The 19,497-nt window shown below is 42.2% G+C and carries 14 protein-coding genes and 1 pseudogene; 7 read left to right on the forward strand and 8 right to left on the reverse strand.

The features are described from left to right. Positions 1-14 precede the first annotated feature (14 nt). The 4 genes from LDO37_RS10985 to LDO37_RS11000 form a co-directional block, all read right to left on the reverse strand. Positions 15-1,841, reverse strand: a complete 1,827-nt coding sequence (locus LDO37_RS10985) for an extracellular solute-binding protein (RefSeq protein ID WP_126607255.1) — start codon at positions 1,839-1,841, stop codon at positions 15-17. A 26-nt stretch (positions 1,842-1,867) separates the two neighbouring features. Then, positions 1,868-2,911, reverse strand: coding sequence for an ABC transporter permease (locus LDO37_RS10990; protein WP_126607256.1), 1,044 nt, complete (start codon positions 2,909-2,911; stop codon positions 1,868-1,870). A gap of 2 nt (positions 2,912-2,913) precedes the next feature. Beyond that, a complete protein-coding gene (locus tag LDO37_RS10995) occupies positions 2,914-3,936 on the reverse strand; it encodes an ABC transporter permease subunit (RefSeq protein WP_101114992.1) in 1,023 nt (340 codons plus the stop codon). An 822-nt stretch (positions 3,937-4,758) separates the two neighbouring features. Next, the gene (locus tag LDO37_RS11000) at positions 4,759-5,346 is read right to left on the reverse strand and encodes a TfoX/Sxy family DNA transformation protein (protein ID WP_101114984.1); all 588 of its coding nucleotides are present in this window, start codon (positions 5,344-5,346) and stop codon (positions 4,759-4,761) included. Between the two features lie 417 nt (positions 5,347-5,763). Between LDO37_RS11000 and LDO37_RS11005 the strand changes: the two genes are divergently transcribed. The 5 genes and pseudogenes from LDO37_RS11005 to LDO37_RS11025 all read left to right on the forward strand — a co-directional run bounded on the left by LDO37_RS11005 (position 5,764) and on the right by LDO37_RS11025 (position 11,259). Beyond that, a complete protein-coding gene (locus tag LDO37_RS11005) occupies positions 5,764-6,687 on the forward strand; it encodes an HDOD domain-containing protein (RefSeq protein ID WP_101114983.1) in 924 nt (307 codons plus the stop codon). 24 nt (positions 6,688-6,711) lie between these two features. After that, positions 6,712-7,620, forward strand: a pseudogene (locus tag LDO37_RS11010) (lysine exporter LysO family protein). A 137-nt stretch (positions 7,621-7,757) separates the two neighbouring features. Beyond that, the gene (locus LDO37_RS11015) at positions 7,758-8,270 is read left to right on the forward strand and encodes a hypothetical protein (protein ID WP_126610271.1); all 513 of its coding nucleotides are present in this window, start codon (positions 7,758-7,760) and stop codon (positions 8,268-8,270) included. Positions 8,271-8,396: 126 nt separating this feature from the next. Then, positions 8,397-10,043, forward strand: coding sequence for a pyridoxal-dependent aspartate 1-decarboxylase PanP (gene panP / locus LDO37_RS11020; RefSeq protein WP_126610272.1), 1,647 nt, complete (start codon positions 8,397-8,399; stop codon positions 10,041-10,043). Positions 10,044-10,404: 361 nt separating this feature from the next. Next, on the forward strand, positions 10,405-11,259 hold the full coding sequence (locus tag LDO37_RS11025; RefSeq protein WP_101114979.1) for a MurR/RpiR family transcriptional regulator: 855 nt from the start codon (positions 10,405-10,407) through the stop codon (positions 11,257-11,259). Positions 11,260-11,359: 100 nt separating this feature from the next. Here LDO37_RS11025 and LDO37_RS11030 read toward each other — a convergent pair whose 3' ends face one another. Next, complete coding sequence (locus LDO37_RS11030) at positions 11,360-12,664, reverse strand: iron-containing alcohol dehydrogenase (RefSeq protein ID WP_126610273.1); 1,305 nt, start codon at positions 12,662-12,664, stop codon at positions 11,360-11,362. A 286-nt stretch (positions 12,665-12,950) separates the two neighbouring features. On the opposite strand from LDO37_RS11030, the gene LDO37_RS11035 reads away from it, so the two are divergent. Both LDO37_RS11035 and LDO37_RS11040 read left to right on the forward strand, forming a co-directional pair. Then, on the forward strand, positions 12,951-13,214 hold the full coding sequence (locus tag LDO37_RS11035) for a GrxA family glutaredoxin (protein WP_101114977.1): 264 nt from the start codon (positions 12,951-12,953) through the stop codon (positions 13,212-13,214). Between the two features lie 177 nt (positions 13,215-13,391). After that, positions 13,392-15,074, forward strand: a complete 1,683-nt coding sequence (locus tag LDO37_RS11040; RefSeq protein ID WP_126610274.1) for an aspartate:alanine antiporter — start codon at positions 13,392-13,394, stop codon at positions 15,072-15,074. A 71-nt stretch (positions 15,075-15,145) separates the two neighbouring features. On the opposite strand, the gene fabV is transcribed toward LDO37_RS11040, so the two are convergent. The 3 genes from fabV to LDO37_RS11055 all read right to left on the reverse strand — a co-directional run bounded on the left by fabV (position 15,146) and on the right by LDO37_RS11055 (position 19,488). Next, positions 15,146-16,348, reverse strand: a complete 1,203-nt coding sequence (gene fabV / locus LDO37_RS11045) for an enoyl-ACP reductase FabV (RefSeq protein WP_126610275.1) — start codon at positions 16,346-16,348, stop codon at positions 15,146-15,148. Between the two features lie 151 nt (positions 16,349-16,499). Beyond that, positions 16,500-18,791, reverse strand: a complete 2,292-nt coding sequence (locus LDO37_RS11050; RefSeq protein ID WP_126610276.1) for an acyl-CoA dehydrogenase — start codon at positions 18,789-18,791, stop codon at positions 16,500-16,502. Between the two features lie 70 nt (positions 18,792-18,861). After that, positions 18,862-19,488, reverse strand: a complete 627-nt coding sequence (locus LDO37_RS11055; protein WP_104400778.1) for a TetR/AcrR family transcriptional regulator — start codon at positions 19,486-19,488, stop codon at positions 18,862-18,864. Between the last annotated feature and the right edge of the window lie 9 nt (positions 19,489-19,497).

A 19,497-nucleotide genomic window follows, 5' to 3' on the forward strand; every position in this document is an offset into this window, starting at 1 on the left:
CTACTCCTGACTGACTAAAGCTTGTAACGCGTATCCATAACCGTTACTGGTTCGAATGTTTTTCCGCTTTTTACCGCTTTCTTCGTTGCTTTCTTTTCTTCTTCATCGATCCAGAACGTGTGAAGACCAATTCTACTAGATATGGTAAACAAACTTTCAGTACGTTTGGTCATAGGTTGCTCAGGGTATTTCATGTAACGCCAATACGCTTCACGTGTGTAAGGGACCATATAACCTGGGACCACAACATCGGCATCAGCAATAGCCTGTTGAATATTTTGGGAAAGATCTTGCTTAGCAACAACATCAAATTCATTTCTATATTGCTCAATCAGTGAGTCTAGCTCTGGCGTACTGTAGTTCGTATGGTTATTCGTTTGAGCTTTGTTTGCGTTGGCGGAATGAAAGTAGCCCCAATATTGAGGTACATCATTGGTTCCCATAGTCAACCAAGCGATTTGATGCTTCTTCTCACGAATATATTTAAATGCGGAAGAACCATCTACAAGATTGAGTGAGAAGTCAATTCCAGCTTTCTTGGCTTGCTCTTTAAGATAAGCAATACGGGGAGTGTGAGTGTTCCAGCCATAAGTAATGGCAAAACTTAATCGCTCACCTTTTTCATTAATCCTAATACCATCAGGACCAAAGCGATCATATCCGGCTTTTGCAAAATACTCACCGGCTAACACAGGATCAAATTTTGGCGGTACTGGATTTGGAAGACTGTATTTACCATGACCAAAGCCCGCCGCGGTAGGCATTCTAGAATAGTCCCCGCGAATAAGTTTTTTGATCATCCCATCGTAATCAGAGGCATGCATTATACCTTTACGAATATTCTGATCTGAAAGGTTCGGCTTGGATGTATTTAGCCATAAGCCCGACATTCCTTGGGGAACTTCATTGAACCCCCAAAATCGATGAATATATCCTTTCTGGTATGGTTCAGTGTCAGTCTTTTCATGCCAGACTTCAGGAAGAACCGTAAAGAAGGCATCCAGTGAACCTTTTTCGAAATGCTTGCGAGCGATATCATTATCTCTGATGACTTTCATGCGTATTTTGTCGACATTAAATCGATTTTGGTAGTAACGATTACTATAGCCCCACCAATCATCTCCGACATGCTTGAAAGTGACGCTCTTACCCTTTTTTACTTTATCCAAGTAGTATGCATTCGTAGTTGGTTCAGGTTTAAAGTTATATTTACGTACAAAGTTGTCATCTACCCCATCACCATTTTCGTCTTTTGATGGCTTATAGAAATGTTCGGGGCGTGGTGCAAAACCACCTAAAGCATAAAGAAGATCTTCTTTGTTTTTCTTTACACCTGAAACGATAGCGAGAGTTTGTTCATCAATCTTAATGATTTCGGAAATTTGCTCTGTGTAATATGTATTATACCAAGGAGCAACGATGTCCTTTGAGCGATAGAACTTAAGCGAGAATAAAAAATCGTCTGCCGTTACTTTTTCACCGTCAGACCACTCAGCTTTTGGATTTAATTTAAAGTAGATTGTCTTATCGTCACCCGCAAAGGCCCACTCATTGGCAAGTTCAGGAATATAGGCCAGAGTATCTGGGTGCTTGCCAACCAAAGCTGGGACATCATCAACAAAAAATGCTCTTAAGCCTGAATTTGAATCAGGTCCTACTACCCTTAAGGTTTGCGGAAAACTATTAATAAAAGTGCGATACGTTCCACCGCGCTTGGCTTCTTCTGAACCAATCAAAGGTTCATCCCAATTTGTTTCCCAGTTCAACCCTTCCGGTAACGAAGCTGCTTGAGCTGCAAATCCTGTTGCAGAAAGCAACGCAGCTATGACTATCTTTTTCATAAACATTCCCTATTTAATTATTCTAGTTATACGTAACGAGTAAATTTCTTTGGATCAAAGGCTGCACGAATCGCTTCGCCAATGAACGTAACCATAATAAGTACAAATACGATTGCGGCAACTACCGAAGACACAATCCATGGTGAGTCCAAATTAGATTTGCCTTGTTGTAACAACTCGCCCCAGCTTGGCGTTGGTGGACGTAGACCCAATCCTAAATAATCCAATGCAGTAAGAGCGGTAATGTTGGCTGCAATGGTAAACGGAGCAAGTGTCACGATCATAACCATTGTATTGGGCAATATGTGCTTGAACAGAATTCTTGAAGTACTGGCACCTAAAGCTCTTGCAGCCATTACGTATTCGCGTGCCGACTCTTTGTATGTCATGGTTCGCATATACCAAGTCAAACCCATCCAACTAAAGAGAACATTTATGGCGACAAACAGCGTGAAAGTGGGCTGAGTGATCGAGACCAAAATCATAATGACATAAAGGAATGGAACCATTGACCAAACTTCGATAAGACGCTGAACAAAAAGGTCAAACTTTCCGCCAAAGAAGCCCATCGCACAGCCAACAGCGGTACCAATCGCGTACGAGATGGCCATGGTGAGTAATGCAAAACCCATCGCAATTCTAAAGCCATAAACAAGTCGAGCTAGAATATCGCGTCCAATAACATCTGTTCCCAAGTAGTGCTGAGTTTCTGCGTTAGGAGACGTTGGAGGAAAATCGCCACTAAAGTCTTGTTCATACGGGTTCCAAGGAACAATTGGCATTAAAATAAAATCATCAGTATCGGACGTTGCAAAAGACTTAGCTAACTCACGGTAATTGGCTTCACCTGAATGTGTCTGCCCAAAGGTTTCTGCAAGGTGAACATCACTCACTACTGGGAAAAACCATTGGCCCTGATACTTAACAACCAGTGCTTTGCTGTTTACAAAAACTTCTGCAAATAGAGACGCAACAAGCAGTACAGATAAGATTAGGAAAGACCAGTAGCCACGTTTAATCTCTTTAAAACGCTTGATTTTCTTTCTTGTTAAAGGCGTTAAATTCAACATCATCACGCTCCAAACTTCACACGTGGATCGACCAACGCAACACAAATATCAGACACAATATTGCCGACCAAAAGCATTAAGGCATTAATGGCGACTATCCCCATAACAACTGGGTAATCTCGCTCCATGATGGATTCATATCCAAGTAAACCAATGCCGTCAATATTGAAAATTACTTCTATTAAGAAAGACCCAGACATAAAGAACAATAAGGAGTTACCAAAGTGACTAGCAATTGGAATCAAACTATTGCGTAACGCGTGCTTTCTTACTGCTTTTTTAAACGGTAAGCCTTTGGCTATAGCTGTACGAATGTAGTCTGAGGAAAGGTTTTCCATGAGGTTATTTTTCATGGTCATAGTGAGGGTTGCGAAGTCACCAATTAGATAACAAATTAGAGGTAAAATTGCATGCCACATAATGTCTTTGACGCGTTCGTAGACCGTTTCATAATCGTCAAAATCATCCCCTACAAAGCCTCCCATAGGGAACCACTCTAAGTTATAGCTAAACCACGTAATAAGCAGTACGCCCACGACGTATCCTGGTAATGCATACCCTAGAAAAATAAGAATCGAAGAAGATGAATCAAACACACTGCCGTGCTTGAGGGCTTTGTAATAACCCAATGGGATGGATATGAAATAACTAATGAAGAAAGTCATACCGCCGTAAAACAGAGAAACTGGTAATCTCTCAGCGATCATGTCAGTGACAGGTTCGTAGTAACGAGTTGATTCTCCAAAATCTAGAACAACAAGTTTACTTAGCCAGTCAACGTAAGCTTCAAGTACAGGTTTGTCTAATCCATAGAATGCGTTTAATTCTGCCATTTGGTCTTCTGATAAGGCAGAGCTGTCACCCGCTACCGATGTTGACGCGCTGTCTCCTTGTGGCTGCATGTTTGCGAGCATCCGCTCAACTGGTCCACCAGGAACAAATCGTGTAATGGCGAAAATTAAAATGGTTATTCCTAAAAATGTTGGAATAACAAGCCCTAAGCGGCGTAAGAAATAAGATAACACGTACCGACCTTCTCCGAGTCTTTTGCTTCTCCGCCATAAAAATGTCATTCACGCACTGTAGTATTCATAGTGCCGTGAAGTTAGGCGGAGCTGGATTGAACATCATTGTCCCAGTACCGCTTCAAATTTAATGAGACTGAACTATCGTAGACGGTTCTTGTCAGACTAGATCTGAAACTACCTTATTCCATTATATTTATGTGTTCCTTATATGATACGCGGTATCAAATTCCTAATTACAGCAAACGTTTCCCTAAGCTAAAGGGAAATTAAAGACATATAGTCTGAAAAATAGTAAGAAATCAGATTTAACAATCGAACAATTAGTTATAATCAACCTTTAACACCAAATTAACAAAGAAAAACAGTTAACAACTTCAATACACGCACCATGCTTCATTCGTGTCATTTCATTTGTAAATATGTCTATTTGTAAATATGAAGAATTAAAACCCAATATAGATCTCAAAACTGAAACTTCACCCCATCAAAGCTTGGTTTATTAGAGTCAGACATCAAAGCTCAAAATCCGGCTCACTTATTAAGACCCTATTGACATAATAAACAGAAATAAGTATACGTAGATTTGTTCAAATAATATTCTCTTATATAAAGCGATGAACAATCACATAGAGTTAATGGATTGATATTAACTAGTGACCCGACATCACTATTAACAGATCTCCCAATTATTACTTTTCTTGATGTACTCTTTTTAATCCTCGCACTTTCAATACCTACACAACTATCAATTAGACACCTGGCAGTTACACAAATATTAAAAAAGGCTCGCTAGTGCGAGCCTTTTTGCTAATTCAATTTTTACGCTTCCTGACACAATGCAAGCAATTCATCCTTTTGCTGCTCTTGAATCAGTTTCCAGTGACAACCTTTTACTGCACCAGCAAATTTCCATAACAAACGAATATCCACTTCGCCGCCATATGTTTGCTTAACACGTCTAAATACATCAACAGGACCTAACCGCATAAAAGTACTGACATCTTCTACACCGGATTTTTTCACCATTCTTTCTAAGGTTAATTGCATATTTGGGAGATCACGCAATCTTCTACTGTCTTTAGACTTTTGAAAAGCTCTTTGCTGTTTAGAGAAATTTATAGATGCCCGAACGATGCTTTCTAGCTCCTCGTGCATGGCGTCAAACAAATCAGTAATGTCGTAATAGTTAACAATAGCTGTTGTTTGCTTTTTAACATGCTTATATTTTTCACATCCAAGCTCTACCAATTTCTTATCTAGGTTTCCACCGCCTCGAATAAAAATTGTTTCATTAGTAATTAGTGCGTACATCGCTCCTTCGTTGAATAAGCCAATTCCACCGAACATTGATCGTTTTTGATAACTACCAAATTGATCAACAAAATCATAGAACATTGATTCCTTCATGCTCTGTAACCTCCAAACTTATGTGTTAACCCCCCGATCAATACACAAGCGCCGAATATTAAATAAATATCGACTTTAGAGATGCAACCAAATATACGGTTACAAAAAACACTTCAAAATTAGAAATGTGACTCGAAGTTTATGATGAAATTTACCTTTATGAAACCGCATACTTAACTGAATGAAATAAGTTAAGATATTGCTCACAGTAACTTTGTATCAATAAGCAAAAAAGTGAATATGTGTCACATCTTTATGTGACAGAGGTAATTAATCACAGTTAAAATGTCGTAAACGCTCGGTTTATTGAGCCTTTATGTACTGAAATGCTGGACTTTTTTTCTTGTGCGTTTTGTTGCGCGACCTATAGATAGCGCGCTAAAATGGAGCCCATATTAGACTGTTCTAAGTATCCAAATGAATCATTTATCATTTTACTGGTTACCTCATAACAACCAGTTACTGCTCCAAGGGCTTGAGTCCGAATTTGCTCAATTAGTGGAGCAATCCATAAATACTGGCAAGATCAGTCTTCCGCCAATTCCAGACGCTGTCTTGAAGATCCAACAACTTTGTACAATGGATACCACGGGTATTCCAGATATTGCAGAGTGTCTAATGGAAGATCCCAGCCTTACCGCCGTGGTTATCCGAGTCGCTAATTCAGTGGTTTTTAATCGCAGAAATATTACCTGTACCGATTTGCAAACTGCGGTGTCTCGATTAGGCATCCTTCGCGTTCGAGATATAGTGACAGCGCAGGCAATCGAACAGTTAAAGAATTCGGTTAACCTGAATAAAGAATGCAATCATGTATTAACAAATAGCGCATCTGTATCTCGCAGGTTAGCGGCAACGATGGTTCTTGTTGTTCGTTCATTCCAAGCTACAGAAGACGGTGAAAAGTACGAATACATGGAAATAGAGAAAGCGCTTCTCAGCGGTCTACTGGCCGACATTGGTGTTTTCTGTCTTGTTAACGAATACCACCTATACCTCGATCGAGGAAATTACCTTGATTACGACATAGCACTTCAAATTTTCCAGTCTCGCTGTGCTGTTACCAGTCAACTTGTACTAAAAAGTTGGGGATTTGATCGAGACTTTATTGAAGTCGCGACGAATAAATCGGTAGAAGAACAGGCGCATCCAGTCACCTACTTGGATGTTGCCCGAATAGCGAACCATCTCCTAATGTTCCGTGATGAAGATGATGAGATTGACGAACACGAAGTTGAATTCGATGTTGATGGCGCGGAAGTGCTCTATGAATTGAGTAATCTTTCGGATTCTGACTTCGAAAATGAAATTAAAAAGATAATGAATTCAACTGGGTTCTGATCTCTCTGATATTTTGAGGATTTTATGTATTCAGGGATGATTCTGATATTCACGCCTTTGGTGATTGGTTACCTCCTTCCTTTCACCAATAAATCTTATTTGGATTACGTCAACCGAATCACGCATTACTTAATCTATTTTATTCTATTTTTGATGGGCTTGAGTCTCGCGGCACTGGATAATCTTTCTAGTAACCTCCAGCTCATTCTTAAAATAGCAATGACCTTTTACTTTGTTATTGGGCTTGCTAACCTGCTAGTCCTGCCCATTCTAGATAAGTATTTCCCTGTGCAAACCGAAAGCACAGCTACTAAGTTGCCTTTCCACAAAATGATGATGGAGTCAGTCAAATTAGTACTCGTCGTATCTTTAGGCTTGGCGATTGGCTTATTATCCCTTTTCTCTCTTCAATGGGTTGATCAAACGAGCGAAGCCGTTCTTCTATTTCTTTTACTCTTCATTGGAATTCAACTTAGAAATAGTGGATTAACCCTAAAATAAATCTTGATTAATAAGCACGGCATGCTGATCGCATCAGCTATAATCTCAACATCTCTATTTGGTGGCTACATCGCATCACTATTGCTAGAAATCGACCCTTTCCAAGGCATGGCGATGGCTTCAGGATTTGGCTGGTATTCATTAGCCGGTATTTTAATGGGCGATGCCTACGGTCCCGTCTATGGTGGTGCATCATTCATATTGGAACTTGCTCGCGAGCTAGTAGCGCTAGCCTTAATACCAATGCTAGTTCAAAGATTTCCATGCACCTCAATTGGCTACGCAGGAGCAACCGCAATGGATTTTACTCTTCCGGTAATACAATCGACTGGCGGAATACGGTGTGTACCCATTGCGATTGTTAGTGGATTTATTTTGAGTTTATTGGTTCCGGTCTTAATGTTGTTTTTTGTATCTTTAAGCGGAACATAAGCTATACCCAAGTAACCTCAAAGAGTTAGAGGTGAAACGTTTACCTTCACCAAATCAACGATTAAAATAAGGTTATTCGGGCATAAATAATTCAACAAACCCAAATAGCCTGAAGTCTGACTCTAAAGGAACTCGCAATGAAACGTTTTGCCTTCGCCCTACTTTTAGCTAGCTCATCAACATTTGTATATGCGGATCAAGCATTGTGCTTAGAAAAGAAGTACGACAATTATGTTGATGCGTCTTTGACTTGGTATGAAGACCTCGTCTCTTTTACTATTCAAGATAACCCAGCACTCACCGATGTTGGTCAATGGTTTTTGAACGGAAGAAAAAATCACTTCGAGCTCAATAGGGAAGCTGTGCATTACTATTTGAGCAACGACCCTAGCAAAGTTGCCACAGAACGGTCAGTGGAGGCATGGTTAAAGCTTGAGCAAAAGGAAATCAAAGTTCTTGCATCCCGAAGCGATAAGCTTGGTCAACTTGCTAAAGTCACCTTCAATGATCGTCAATCTCAACCGCATACCCAAAACTACGAATTAAGAACGGCCTTTGCTGAACTCCTAAGTCATCCCAAAAAGATCGACAGTGCGTTGAATAAGTACAACCAAAGCATCAGTAAACTAGAACAGGAACGCTGCCAATAACTCACTGGCACGTCAGGTTAAAGTTTCGGCAAACATACAAAATGGTAATAATTAAGACGGGACTTTGTGCCCGTTTTCGTTTAGATTGACCCGCTTGCAAACGTAGAAATATAAGTAAATAAGGTTATGGTATCTGAGAATAAGACAGCAGATGTAAGCTTTGAAAGTTTGCTGAAAATATTTACTGTGCCGGAAGCACCAGACTCAACACTTGGTCATATCGAGAATAAGTTATCGCAAAACTTAAACCAGTTTTTGCGAGAACATATCGTTGCTGAAGAAAAGCCTTTGGCCGACATTGAAAAGCAATTCTCTAATCCCTATTTGCCCGAACAGCCTCAGTTTGTATCTGAACACACACAAAGCTTACTGGACAACTTAGTTTCTCAATCTGTTCATACCTCGGCACCAAGCTTTATTGGTCACATGACCTCGGCACTCCCTTACTTTCTAATGCCACTTTCAAAAATCATGATTGCGTTGAATCAGAACTTGGTAAAGATAGAAACATCGAAAGCCTTTACCCCGCTTGAACGCCAAGTGCTCGGAATGCTTCACGGGTTAATTTACCAAGAAACGCCCGATTTCTATCAGAAATGGATGCACAGCGCGAACCATTCGCTTGGTGCTTTTTGCTCTGGTGGAACCATCGCAAATATCACGGCACTATGGGTTGCGAGAAATAACGCTCTTAAAGCAGACGGCGAGTTTACAGGTGTAGAAAAAGAAGGTCTTTTCAAAGCCATGAAGCATTATGGCTATGACGGTTTAGCTATTTTAGTATCCGAACGTGGTCATTACTCCCTAAATAAAGCTGCAGATGTGCTTGGCTTAGGAAGAGATTGTTTGGTTTCGGTTAAAACCGACAACCAAAACAAACTTTGTTCGAATGATCTCGAACTAAAAATTTCCGACCTAAAACAACGCAACATAAAGCCATTTGCTATTGTTGGTGTGGCAGGGACTACGGAAACAGGCAACATTGATCCATTAGAAGACATCGCTCGAATCAGCCAAGCGCACGGTTGCCACTTCCATGTCGATGCAGCTTGGGGTGGCGCAACATTAATGTCTAATAACCACCGTCATTTACTCAAAGGCATCGAACTTGCAGATTCCGTAACAATTGACGCTCACAAACAGCTATACATCCCTATGGGGGCTGGAATGGTGCTCTTCAAAGATCCGAGTGCCATGACTGCTATTGAACATCATGCCCAGTATATTTTGCGTAAGGGTTCGAAGGATTTAGGCAGCCATACATTAGAAGGCTCGCGTTCAGGAATGGCTATGCTGGTTTATTCAAGCATGCATATTATCAGCCGACCTGGTTATGAATTACTTATCGATCAGAGTATCGATAAAGCAAGATATTTTGCTTCTCTCGTTTCCAAACAACCCGACTTTGAGCTGGTGACTGAACCTGAACTTTGCTTACTCACGTACCGATATATTCCGGAAGTGACAAAACAAGCCCTTGAAATTGCGAGCGATAAACAATTAGACGAATTGCATGAAGCATTAAATGCGTTAACGAAACAGATTCAGAAAAAGCAACGGGAAACAGGTAAAACATTCGTTTCTCGAACCCGATTGAACCCTGAAAAATGGGCCTTTAGGCATACCATCGTATTTCGCGTTGTACTCGCCAACCCTCTGACGACTGAAGACATACTCCAATCCGTTCTTCAAGAACAACGAGAAATTGCGGCTGAGTTGCCGAAACTTATGACTCGAGTTATTGAGCTTTCTAAAAAAATATTGGGAAAATAGCTCAGCACTGAAAAGTACGCAACTCTACACACATGTTTTTTGAAATTTACAAAAGTGAAATTTTCTTTCCGCCATTGAAAATTGATCACAGTAAAATAGGCGCAAATAGTGCTATTTGAGCGATTTCTCCAACAATTGGATTTCGGAACTGAAATTAAGTTTGAGGCTTGTCATATTATAGACATTTAATTCCCAAATTGCGGGTCTTTTAGTCAACCAACAGACCACCTTAGTTTATACTCGTCTGTATAAGCCATTGACCATCATCGATCATTCTGACTCGCTCCTTGTGGGTCCCATTTTGCAGAATAAATGGAAAGATCGGGTCAATGAAGATGTTCTCTATACCTTTGTGAACGCGATGAATACATTAGAAAAAATACAGAAAAACTTGGAGAACTTCAGCAAGTCTGAACGTAAAGTTGCCGAAGTGATCATGGCATCTCCTCAAACCGCCATACACTCTAGTATTGCCACGCTTGCGAAAATGGCAGACGTTAGTGAACCAACCGTTAACCGATTCTGTCGTCGTCTGGATACCAAAGGTTTCCCAGATTTTAAACTTCATTTAGCTCAAAGTTTGGCGAATGGTACGCCCTATGTAAACAGAAATGTCGAAGAAGACGACGGTCCTGATGCTTACACGCATAAGATTTTTGAATCGACTATGGCGTGCTTAGATGTTGCCAAAAATAGCATCGACTCAATGCAAGTTAACCGAGCCGTAGACCTTCTTACTCAAGCAAAACGTATCTCGTTCTTTGGTTTGGGGGCATCTTCTGCCGTTGCCAAAGATGCACAAAACAAATTCATCCGCTTTAACATCCCAATCAGTTGCTTTGAAGACATTGTGATGCAACGTATGAGCTGTATCAACTGCACAGACAACGACGTTATCGTTCTGATTTCTCATACTGGTCGAACAAAGAGTTTGGTTGAAATTGCCAACCTCGCCCGAGAAAATGGCGCAACCGTTATAGCGGTTACAGCAAAAGATTCGCCACTTGATCGCGCTTCATCACTGTCTATTTCATTGGACGTGCCAGAAGATACGGATGTTTATATGCCGATGGCAAGCCGTGTTGTCCAAATGACTGTTATCGATGTTCTTGCCACTGGTTTTACATTGCGCCGCGGATCTGGGTTTAGAGAAAACTTAAAACGTGTTAAAGATGCACTGAAAGATTCACGTTACGACAAAATAGCGCAATACTGAGTCTATACAGAGCTGCTGAGCCAAACACAATGGCAGTTATCTATTTTTGGTGACAACTATATATCGATCTATTCAATGCGGAGCCTTACGGCTCCGTTTTTTATTCTTTCCTTTCAAAGTCATTATCTAAGGTTCGTTGACCAACAGCTGCCATGCTGTCTGTTTGTGAAGCCCGATCTGTTTGTGAAACCTGATCTGTTTTTGAAACCCTATATTGCTCAAAGGTACGAGTAATAGGGTGAGGAATCGCGCCCGTACATGGGCATACTTTTGATAATATATAGATCAACCGATCGTAATTAAGGGGTATTGGATTCCCTTTGATTGCAACGGTACGCAGCGCATCTTCCGCCACTTGCTCAAATGAGGTGTTACAAACGCCAAAAGTAGAAAGCTTAGGCAGTTTGAGTTTGTCGAGCATCGCTCGAACCCAAATCACGCTATCTTCTACATGCGCATCGTTTTGTGAAGTTACGATCTGAGCAATTTTCTTGTAACGGGATAAAATGTCTTCTCGCCCAAGCTGTTCCGCGGCATGAATGTTCTCCAACATAACGTATGGTGCTAGTTGCGCAGCAATTACGCTATGAGGCGCTTTTAGTTTTCCACCTAAAGCAAATGCCAACCCATGAGCAGCACCCAACTTGGCATTGGTGGTAGCCATACCACCCAACATTGCTGCAAAAGAAATGTCGGATCGCGCTTCAGGATGGTCATCTAAGCATGCAGGTAAAATCGCACCTGAAAGTCTGAGTAGCCCCTCTTCACAAATCATATCCGTGAGCGGATTCGGATCACCACACACGTATGCTTCCATCAAATGGGTAAAAGCATCCATAGCGCCTCTTCCTGAGGTTTGTGGCTCGGTCCCATACGTGAGTTCAGGATCTACAATGGCAAGATCCGGCAGCATATCGGGGCTTCGTAAACTCACTTTTACTCTATCTTGCCCAGAGCGTAGCACCGCATTTTTGGTCACTTCTGCACCTGTGCTAGCAGTTGTAGGAATGGCAATAAAAGGAATCGGCTTTGATTTCAAGGGTACATCTCGGCCTACCACTTCAACGTAATCGTAAAGATTACCTTGGTTTGGAATAATGGCTGCTAGCGCTTTCCCAGTATCAATCACGCTGCCGCCACCAATCGCCACCACCATTTCTGGGCGAAATTTTCTACCTTGCACAGCTATCTCTTCAATCATCGCAATAAAAGGCTCACTTGATATGGCGACATGATGAAAACGGATCGATTGCGAATTAAAATATTCAATGATAAGTAAAGCACGATTTCGGTCTTCACCAGTAACAAGCAGAGCACTGTAGCCGTATTGAGAAATGGCTGATAGAGACGATGCGAGTGCACCTTCACCAAATACGATTTTTGTCGAAGTCATAAATTGAAACATGCAACCACCTTGAAAAATGCATAGTTTGATCAGAGTGCCCTAGCGCACTGACTTGAACATTGATTTGCTTCAACTCCCCCCATGAATATTAGCCTTAGACCCTATTTTGACACCCCGTCCAATCAATCCATATTAGCTCGATGGCATAAATTGGTCTTTGCCGAAAATCACAACTGTACTCCATAAAAAATTGATAGGTATTACCTATTAAAGTAAATGGTTTTCCAAGCTTTATTTCCCTAGCCTATTCAGGCATAGTGGCACCATTAGAACAAAGGAGAAGAATATGTTTGTAGTAATTTTTGGTCGTCCTGGTTGCCCTTTCTGTGTGCGTGCAAAAGATCTTGCTGATAAATTGAAAGAAGAACGTGACGACTTTAACTACCGTTACGTTGATATCCATGCAGAAGGCATCAGCAAAGCAGACCTAGAAAAAACGGTAGGTAAGCCAGTTGAAACTGTGCCTCAAATTTTCGTTGACCAAGACCATGTTGGTGGGTTTACCGAATTTGAAGCATACGCAAAAGAAAACTTGGGTCTATACGATTAATCCCAAGCCTCTGATTTTATTAAATTGCAGTTCGTTTCGACGAGCTGTTTTTGTAAGTTTGAATAACTAATAAAAAAATAAAGAAAAAGCCAACAAATCCCTTATTCCCTTTGATACTTTCAGTTACACTTCACATTCCTTTTCCATTCTGTCACAGCGATTCCGAGTTAAAGAGCAGTGAACATCGATATCGTCACGTTATTAGAGCAAAACCCTATTTTGCTTATCTTCGTCGTGCTTGCCATTGGGTTAGGCATTGGCAAAATTCAATTTGGTCGTATGCAATTAGGCAGTGCCATTGGGGTATTGATTAGCGCCATACTCATGGGTAATCTTGGCTTTTCCTTTAATGCCGATGCATTAACCATTGGTTTCATGCTGTTTATATTTTGTGTAGGTATAGAAGCAGGACCAAACTTCTTTGGTATTTTCTTTCGCGACGGCAAGCATTATTTTATTTTGAGCCTTACCGTTCTCAGCTCCGCACTTGCTATAACGTACTTTGTGAGTAGTTATCTCGAGCTTGATTTTGGATTCTCTGCCGGAATGATGGCGGGCTCTTTAACGTCTACACCTATTTTGGTGGGTGCTCAAGATGCATTGAAAACGGGCTTAGCCACTGTACCGTCTGATATCACAATGGATAAAGTCCGTGAAAACCTCTCTGTTGGATACGCTATTGCCTATCTGGTTGGATTAACCAGTATGATTTTAATGGCTAAATTACTCCCCAAATTTCAGAGGCAAAACCTTCACGATTCAGCCACACAAATTGCTCAAGAAAGAGGGCTAGATACCTCCGCCCAGCGAAAAGTATATTTGCCTATTATTCGAGCCTATCGCGTAGGTACAGAATTGGTGGATTGGACAGATGGAAAAAACCTGAGGGAGCTGGGTATTTATCGCCAAACGGGGTGTTACATTGAACGTATTCGACGAAATGGGATCCTAGCTCATCCAGATGGCGACGCTATCTTGCAGCAAGGAGACGAAATCGCTTTAGTTGGCTACCCAGACAGCCACGCTCGACTGGATCCAAGCTTTAGAAACGGGAAAGAAGTGTTTGACCGAAATCTATTGGATTTGCGTATTGTTGAAGAAGAAATCGTTGTAAAAAGCGACAGCATTGCCGGTAAAAAGCTTTCGGATTTGAATCTTTCCGAATATGGATGTTTCTTAAACCGAGTAGTGCGCGCGCAAATTGAAATGCCAATGGATTTGAATATCGTACTTGCTAAGGGAGACATCCTTCAAGTAAGCGGAGAAAAAAGTCGTGTTATGGGTTTAGCTGAGCGAATCGGTTTCATCTCTATCCACAGCCAAATGGCCGACTTATTAGCATTCTGTAGCTTTTTTATTCTAGGTATTTTATTTGGTTTAATCACCATGACATTTGGGCAGGTGACTTTCGGGCTAGGAAATGCTGTCGGGCTTCTGCTCTCTGGGATTACTCTGGGATTCCTGCGTGCTAACCACCCTACTTTTGGCTACGTTCCTCAAGGTGCCTTGAACATGGTCAAAGACTTGGGCTTAATGTTCTTTATGGTAGGCATTGGTTTAAGTGCTGGTGACAGTATTGTTTCTTATATGTCTAGAGTGGGTCCTCAGATATTAGGCGTGAGTTTACTTATAAGCGTAATCCCCGTCATGATTGCTTATCTAGTGGGCGCCTATGTGCTGAAGATGAACAGAGCACTATTAATTGGTGCTATTGTTGGCGCAAGAACGTGTGGCCCCGCAATGGACGTCGTCAATGAACAAGCTAAATCTACGATTCCGGCTTTGGGCTATGCAGGCACTTATGCGATCGCCAACATCTTGATGACTCTGGCTGGTACGTTCTTGATCATCATTACCTAGGGTCTGTGACTTTTACTCAAGCATAAAAAAGGCGCTCACTCAGCGCCTTTTCATTAATACATTACAACTGGTTAGATATCTTGAACGTCGAACTCTACCAGTGGATTCACATCGGCTTCGTAGTCAACACCTTCACAACCAAATCCGAATAACTTCAAGAACTCTTCTTTGTACTCAGCGTAGTCAGTTAGCTCTTTTAGGTTATCTGATGTGATTTGTGGCCAAAGTTCACGGCAGTACTTTTGAATGTCATCACGCAGTTCCCAGTCATCCAAACGCAAGCGGTTTTTGTCATCGACTTCTGCTACAGAACCATCTTCTTTGTATAAACGCTCGCTGAACATACGGAAGATTTGTTCCATACAGCCTTCGTGAACGCCTTCTTCGCGCATCTTCTTAAACACCATAGCAATGTAAAGAGGCATAACAGGAATAGCGGAGCTAGCCTGAGTAACAACCGACTTAAGCACAGCAACGTTTGCGCTGCCACCTGTGGTACTAAGTTTATCATTTAACGCTGTCGCTGCACGGTCAAGGTCCATTTTCGCTTTACCTAGCGCGCCATCCCAGTAGATAGGCCACGTTAGCTCAGTACCAATGTAGCTGTATGCTACTGTCTTACAACCTTCTGCCAAAACGCCCGCTTCTGATAGTGCTTGGATCCATAATTCCCAGTCTTCACCACCCATGACCGTCACGGTATCTTTAATTTCCTGCTCAGTAGCAGGTTCAACACTCGCTTCAATGATTAGGTCTTTGTTTGTATCGACCGCTGTAGACGTGTAAGTATCACCGATAGGCTTTAGAGATGAGCGGATCACTTCACCTGTATCAGGAAGCTTACGTACTGGAGAAGCCAGTGAGTAAACCACCATATCGATCTGACCTAAGTCTTCCTTGATCAGATCAATTGTCTTTTGTTTTGCTTCATTTGAGAATGCGTCGCCATTTAAGCTTTTTGAGTACAAGCCCTCTTCTTTCGCTAGCTTGTCAAATGCAGCAGAATTATACCAACCGGCTGTTCCTGGTTTTTTCTCTGTGCCTGCTTTTTCGAAAAACACACCAATGGTTGATGCACCACCACCGAAAGCAGCGGCAATGCGTGAAGATAGGCCGTAACCGCTTGAAGAACCAACAACGAGCACGCGCTTAGGGGCATTTTTGATAGGACCTTGTACTTTCGTATATTCGATTTGTTCTTTTACGTTTGCTTCACAGCCAACTGGATGTGTAGTGGTACAAATGAAGCCACGAATTCTTGGTTTGATGATCATATTCATTTCCCTTTAAAAAACGTTGCTAGGATAAAAGTTTACACACCGTTTCGCACCTAATTTCTTACAAAATGAGAAAGTGGTTGGAGCTGTTTGATCAAAAAAACGCTGCATTTCTGCAGCGCTTTTCTAATACAGGATAAATCTACGCTTACGCGACGCTATTTAGCGAAACCTCATTCGTTTTGTGAGTACGCGTTTCGACCAAATCATAGCTAAAGTGATCCACTTGGATTGCCATGTAGCGAAGTTTGTCTGCACTTAAGATTTCGTCCACTTCGACTTTGTTCAAAATCTTATGCTCGAGTGCTTGCTCCAGTCGAACATTGAGTGGGGCTTTCTTGTCGATTTTGCCTTCTCTTATGCCTTGGATGACCTTGCGCTCATGACCTCTTACTTTGTACATAGCCATGAATGCATTTTCCATTAAGCCAACAGGATCGTCGTTATCTTTACCGACATAACAAAGATGAGTTAGGCGATCTCGGTGGGCTCCAGGGGTCATTAGGCTGTTCGCAATCGCAACAGCATTATCATCCGATGCTTTCTTGAATCGGTTCCCCAGAGGGAAAACCAAGAAGTTAAGGAACTTACCCGCAACTTTAGACGGGAAGTTTGAATACGCTTCTTGCAACGACTGAGCAGCATGGTGAAGACAATGATTCATGGCGTAATGAACGTAATCCAAATCGGACTGCTGTCTACCGTCGTCCTCGTATTTCTTCAGCACGGCTGAACCCATAAATAAATAGCTAAGACCGTCCCCCAACCGGGCGGAAATCATCTCTTTTCTCTTGAGTTCCCCACCAAGTGTCAACATGGCAACATCAGCACTGATAGCCAAGGCACGGCTTAGACGAGTCATGTGCTGGTAGTACTCTTTTGTTTCGCCACTCATAGAAGCGGAAACAAACTTGGAACCCGTTAGGGCAGCACCAAAAGCGCCAAAGGCATTCTTAGTTGCATGACCTATATGCTTGAAAAGCAAGTCATCAAACTCTTTCGCTCCTTCTTTGGAGTCGGGATTCGCTGCCGCTTCCATTTCCTTCAATACATAAGGGTGACATCGCGTTGCACCTTGACCAAATATCATCAGGTTGCGGGTCAAAATATTCGCCCCTTCCACCGTAATCGCGACTGGAATTCCTGAATAATGGTGCGCTAGGTAATTCATCGGTCCTGTTTGAATCGCACGACCTGCGTGAATGTCCATTGAATCGTTCAGAATATCCCGCGCAATTTCTGTCATGTGATATTTGGCGATAGCAGTAACAATCCCTGGCTTTTCCTTCATGTCCAGTGAAGTTGTCGTTAGCGTGCGGGTGGCTTCAAGAAGGTACGTAAGTCCCCCAATGCGCCCCATGGCTTCCGCCACACCTTCGAACTTACCAATTGACATACCAAATTGTTTACGGACGTATGCATATGCACCCGTCGTACGCGCAGATAAGTGTCCTATCGATGTGCCAAGGGCTGGTAATGAAATACCACGACCTGCAGAAAGGCATTCCACCAGCATCCGCCAGCCCTTTCCGGCATATTCAGAACCACCGATCAACCATTCCATAGGAATAAAAACATCGTTTCCGCGAGTTGGTCCATTCATAAACGCCAGACCAAGTGGATCGTGACGCTCACCCAGTTCAACGCCTTGATGATCAGCTGGAATTAGCGCACACGTAATGCCCAAGTCGGGATTATCCCCAAGTAGACCATCTGGGTCTTTAAGCTTAAACGCCAAACCCAATACCGTCGCGACCGGTGCGAGAGTAATGTAACGCTTGTTCCAGCTAAGCCGAATACCAAGCACTTCTTTACCATCGTGTTCGCCCATACAGACGGTTCCCTGATCAGGTATACCACCTGCATCAGAGCCCGCTTCAGGACCGGTTAAAGCGAAACAAGGAATATCACGACCGTCAGCCAGACGCGGCAACCAGTAGTCTTTTTGTTCCTGTGTTCCGTAGTGCGAGAGCAATTCACCAGGACCAAGTGAGTTTGGCACCATTACGCACACCGCGGCGCTGATGCTCTTTGTAGCAATCTTGGTCACAATGGTGGAATTGGCTAAAGAAGAAAATTCCCGCCCACCGTACTCTTTGGAAATAATCAATGAAAAGAAGCGCTCTTTCTTCAAATAGTCCCAAACTTCGTCAGGAAGATCTCGATCGTGCCTAACAATTTGGTCATCATTCAGCATCGAGAGCAACGTTTCTAATTCATTATCAACGAAGCTTTGCTCTTCATCCGTCAGTTCAGGTTTAGGATATTGATGCAACATATGCCAATTTGGGGAGCCGCCAAACAGTTCGCCATCCCACCATACGCTGCCTGCTTCCATTGCCTCTTTCTCGGTGTCAGAGAGTGGTGGAAGCACTTTTTTGAAGAATTTGAACGCTGGGTCACTGACCCATTTTCTTCTTAGTTGTTTTAGAGAGCTCATGTTTCAGTCCTTTTGTTTCTTTATATAACTGATATTTATTTTTATTGGTTAGGTTCTGTTGACCTGTTTTTTAGTTTACGGCAACGCCTGCCGCTAAATAGGGTATGAGTTGATCAATGATGGCTTCTGAGTCCACCTGTTTATCAAAATCATTAAAGGCAATTTCGGCTAACGCTTGGCTTGAAGCCATGGTGAATACACACGTTCCTAGAGTGAAGTGTAGCCGCCAGAAAAGTGTTTCAGGAGTCAGAGAGGGGTTCGCTTTGCTAACCGAAGAGGTAAACTGAGTTAATACCTCGTCATAACGCGTGGTAATGAACCAACGCAGGTGCCCTTGTACATCGGTATATCCTCGCCCAATCAATGACATGAAACGGCTCGCACCGTTAGGACGAAGTGTGTTTAAAGAAAGAAGCGGTTGTTTTAACGTTTGGAAGACCTCTTCCATTGAATAGTCCGTTGCTTGATTTAACTCGGAAAGCGCCTTCCCCAGTGCAGGCATGAAAGCCTCTAGATATCTATTGAGCACTGCTCGTACTAAGGTTTTTTTGTCTCCGAAATGATAATTAACAGAAGCTAAGTTCACGTTCGCTTTACTTGTTATGGTTCTTAACGAAGTATCATTAAAGCCATGTTCAGCGAAGAGCGCTTCTGCAACATCTAAGATTTTGTCTTTGGTTTTATTCTTTGCACTCATTTCAATCAC

Source organism: Vibrio penaeicida (assembly GCF_019977755.1).
Classification (GTDB): Bacteria; Pseudomonadota; Gammaproteobacteria; order Enterobacterales; family Vibrionaceae; genus Vibrio; species Vibrio penaeicida.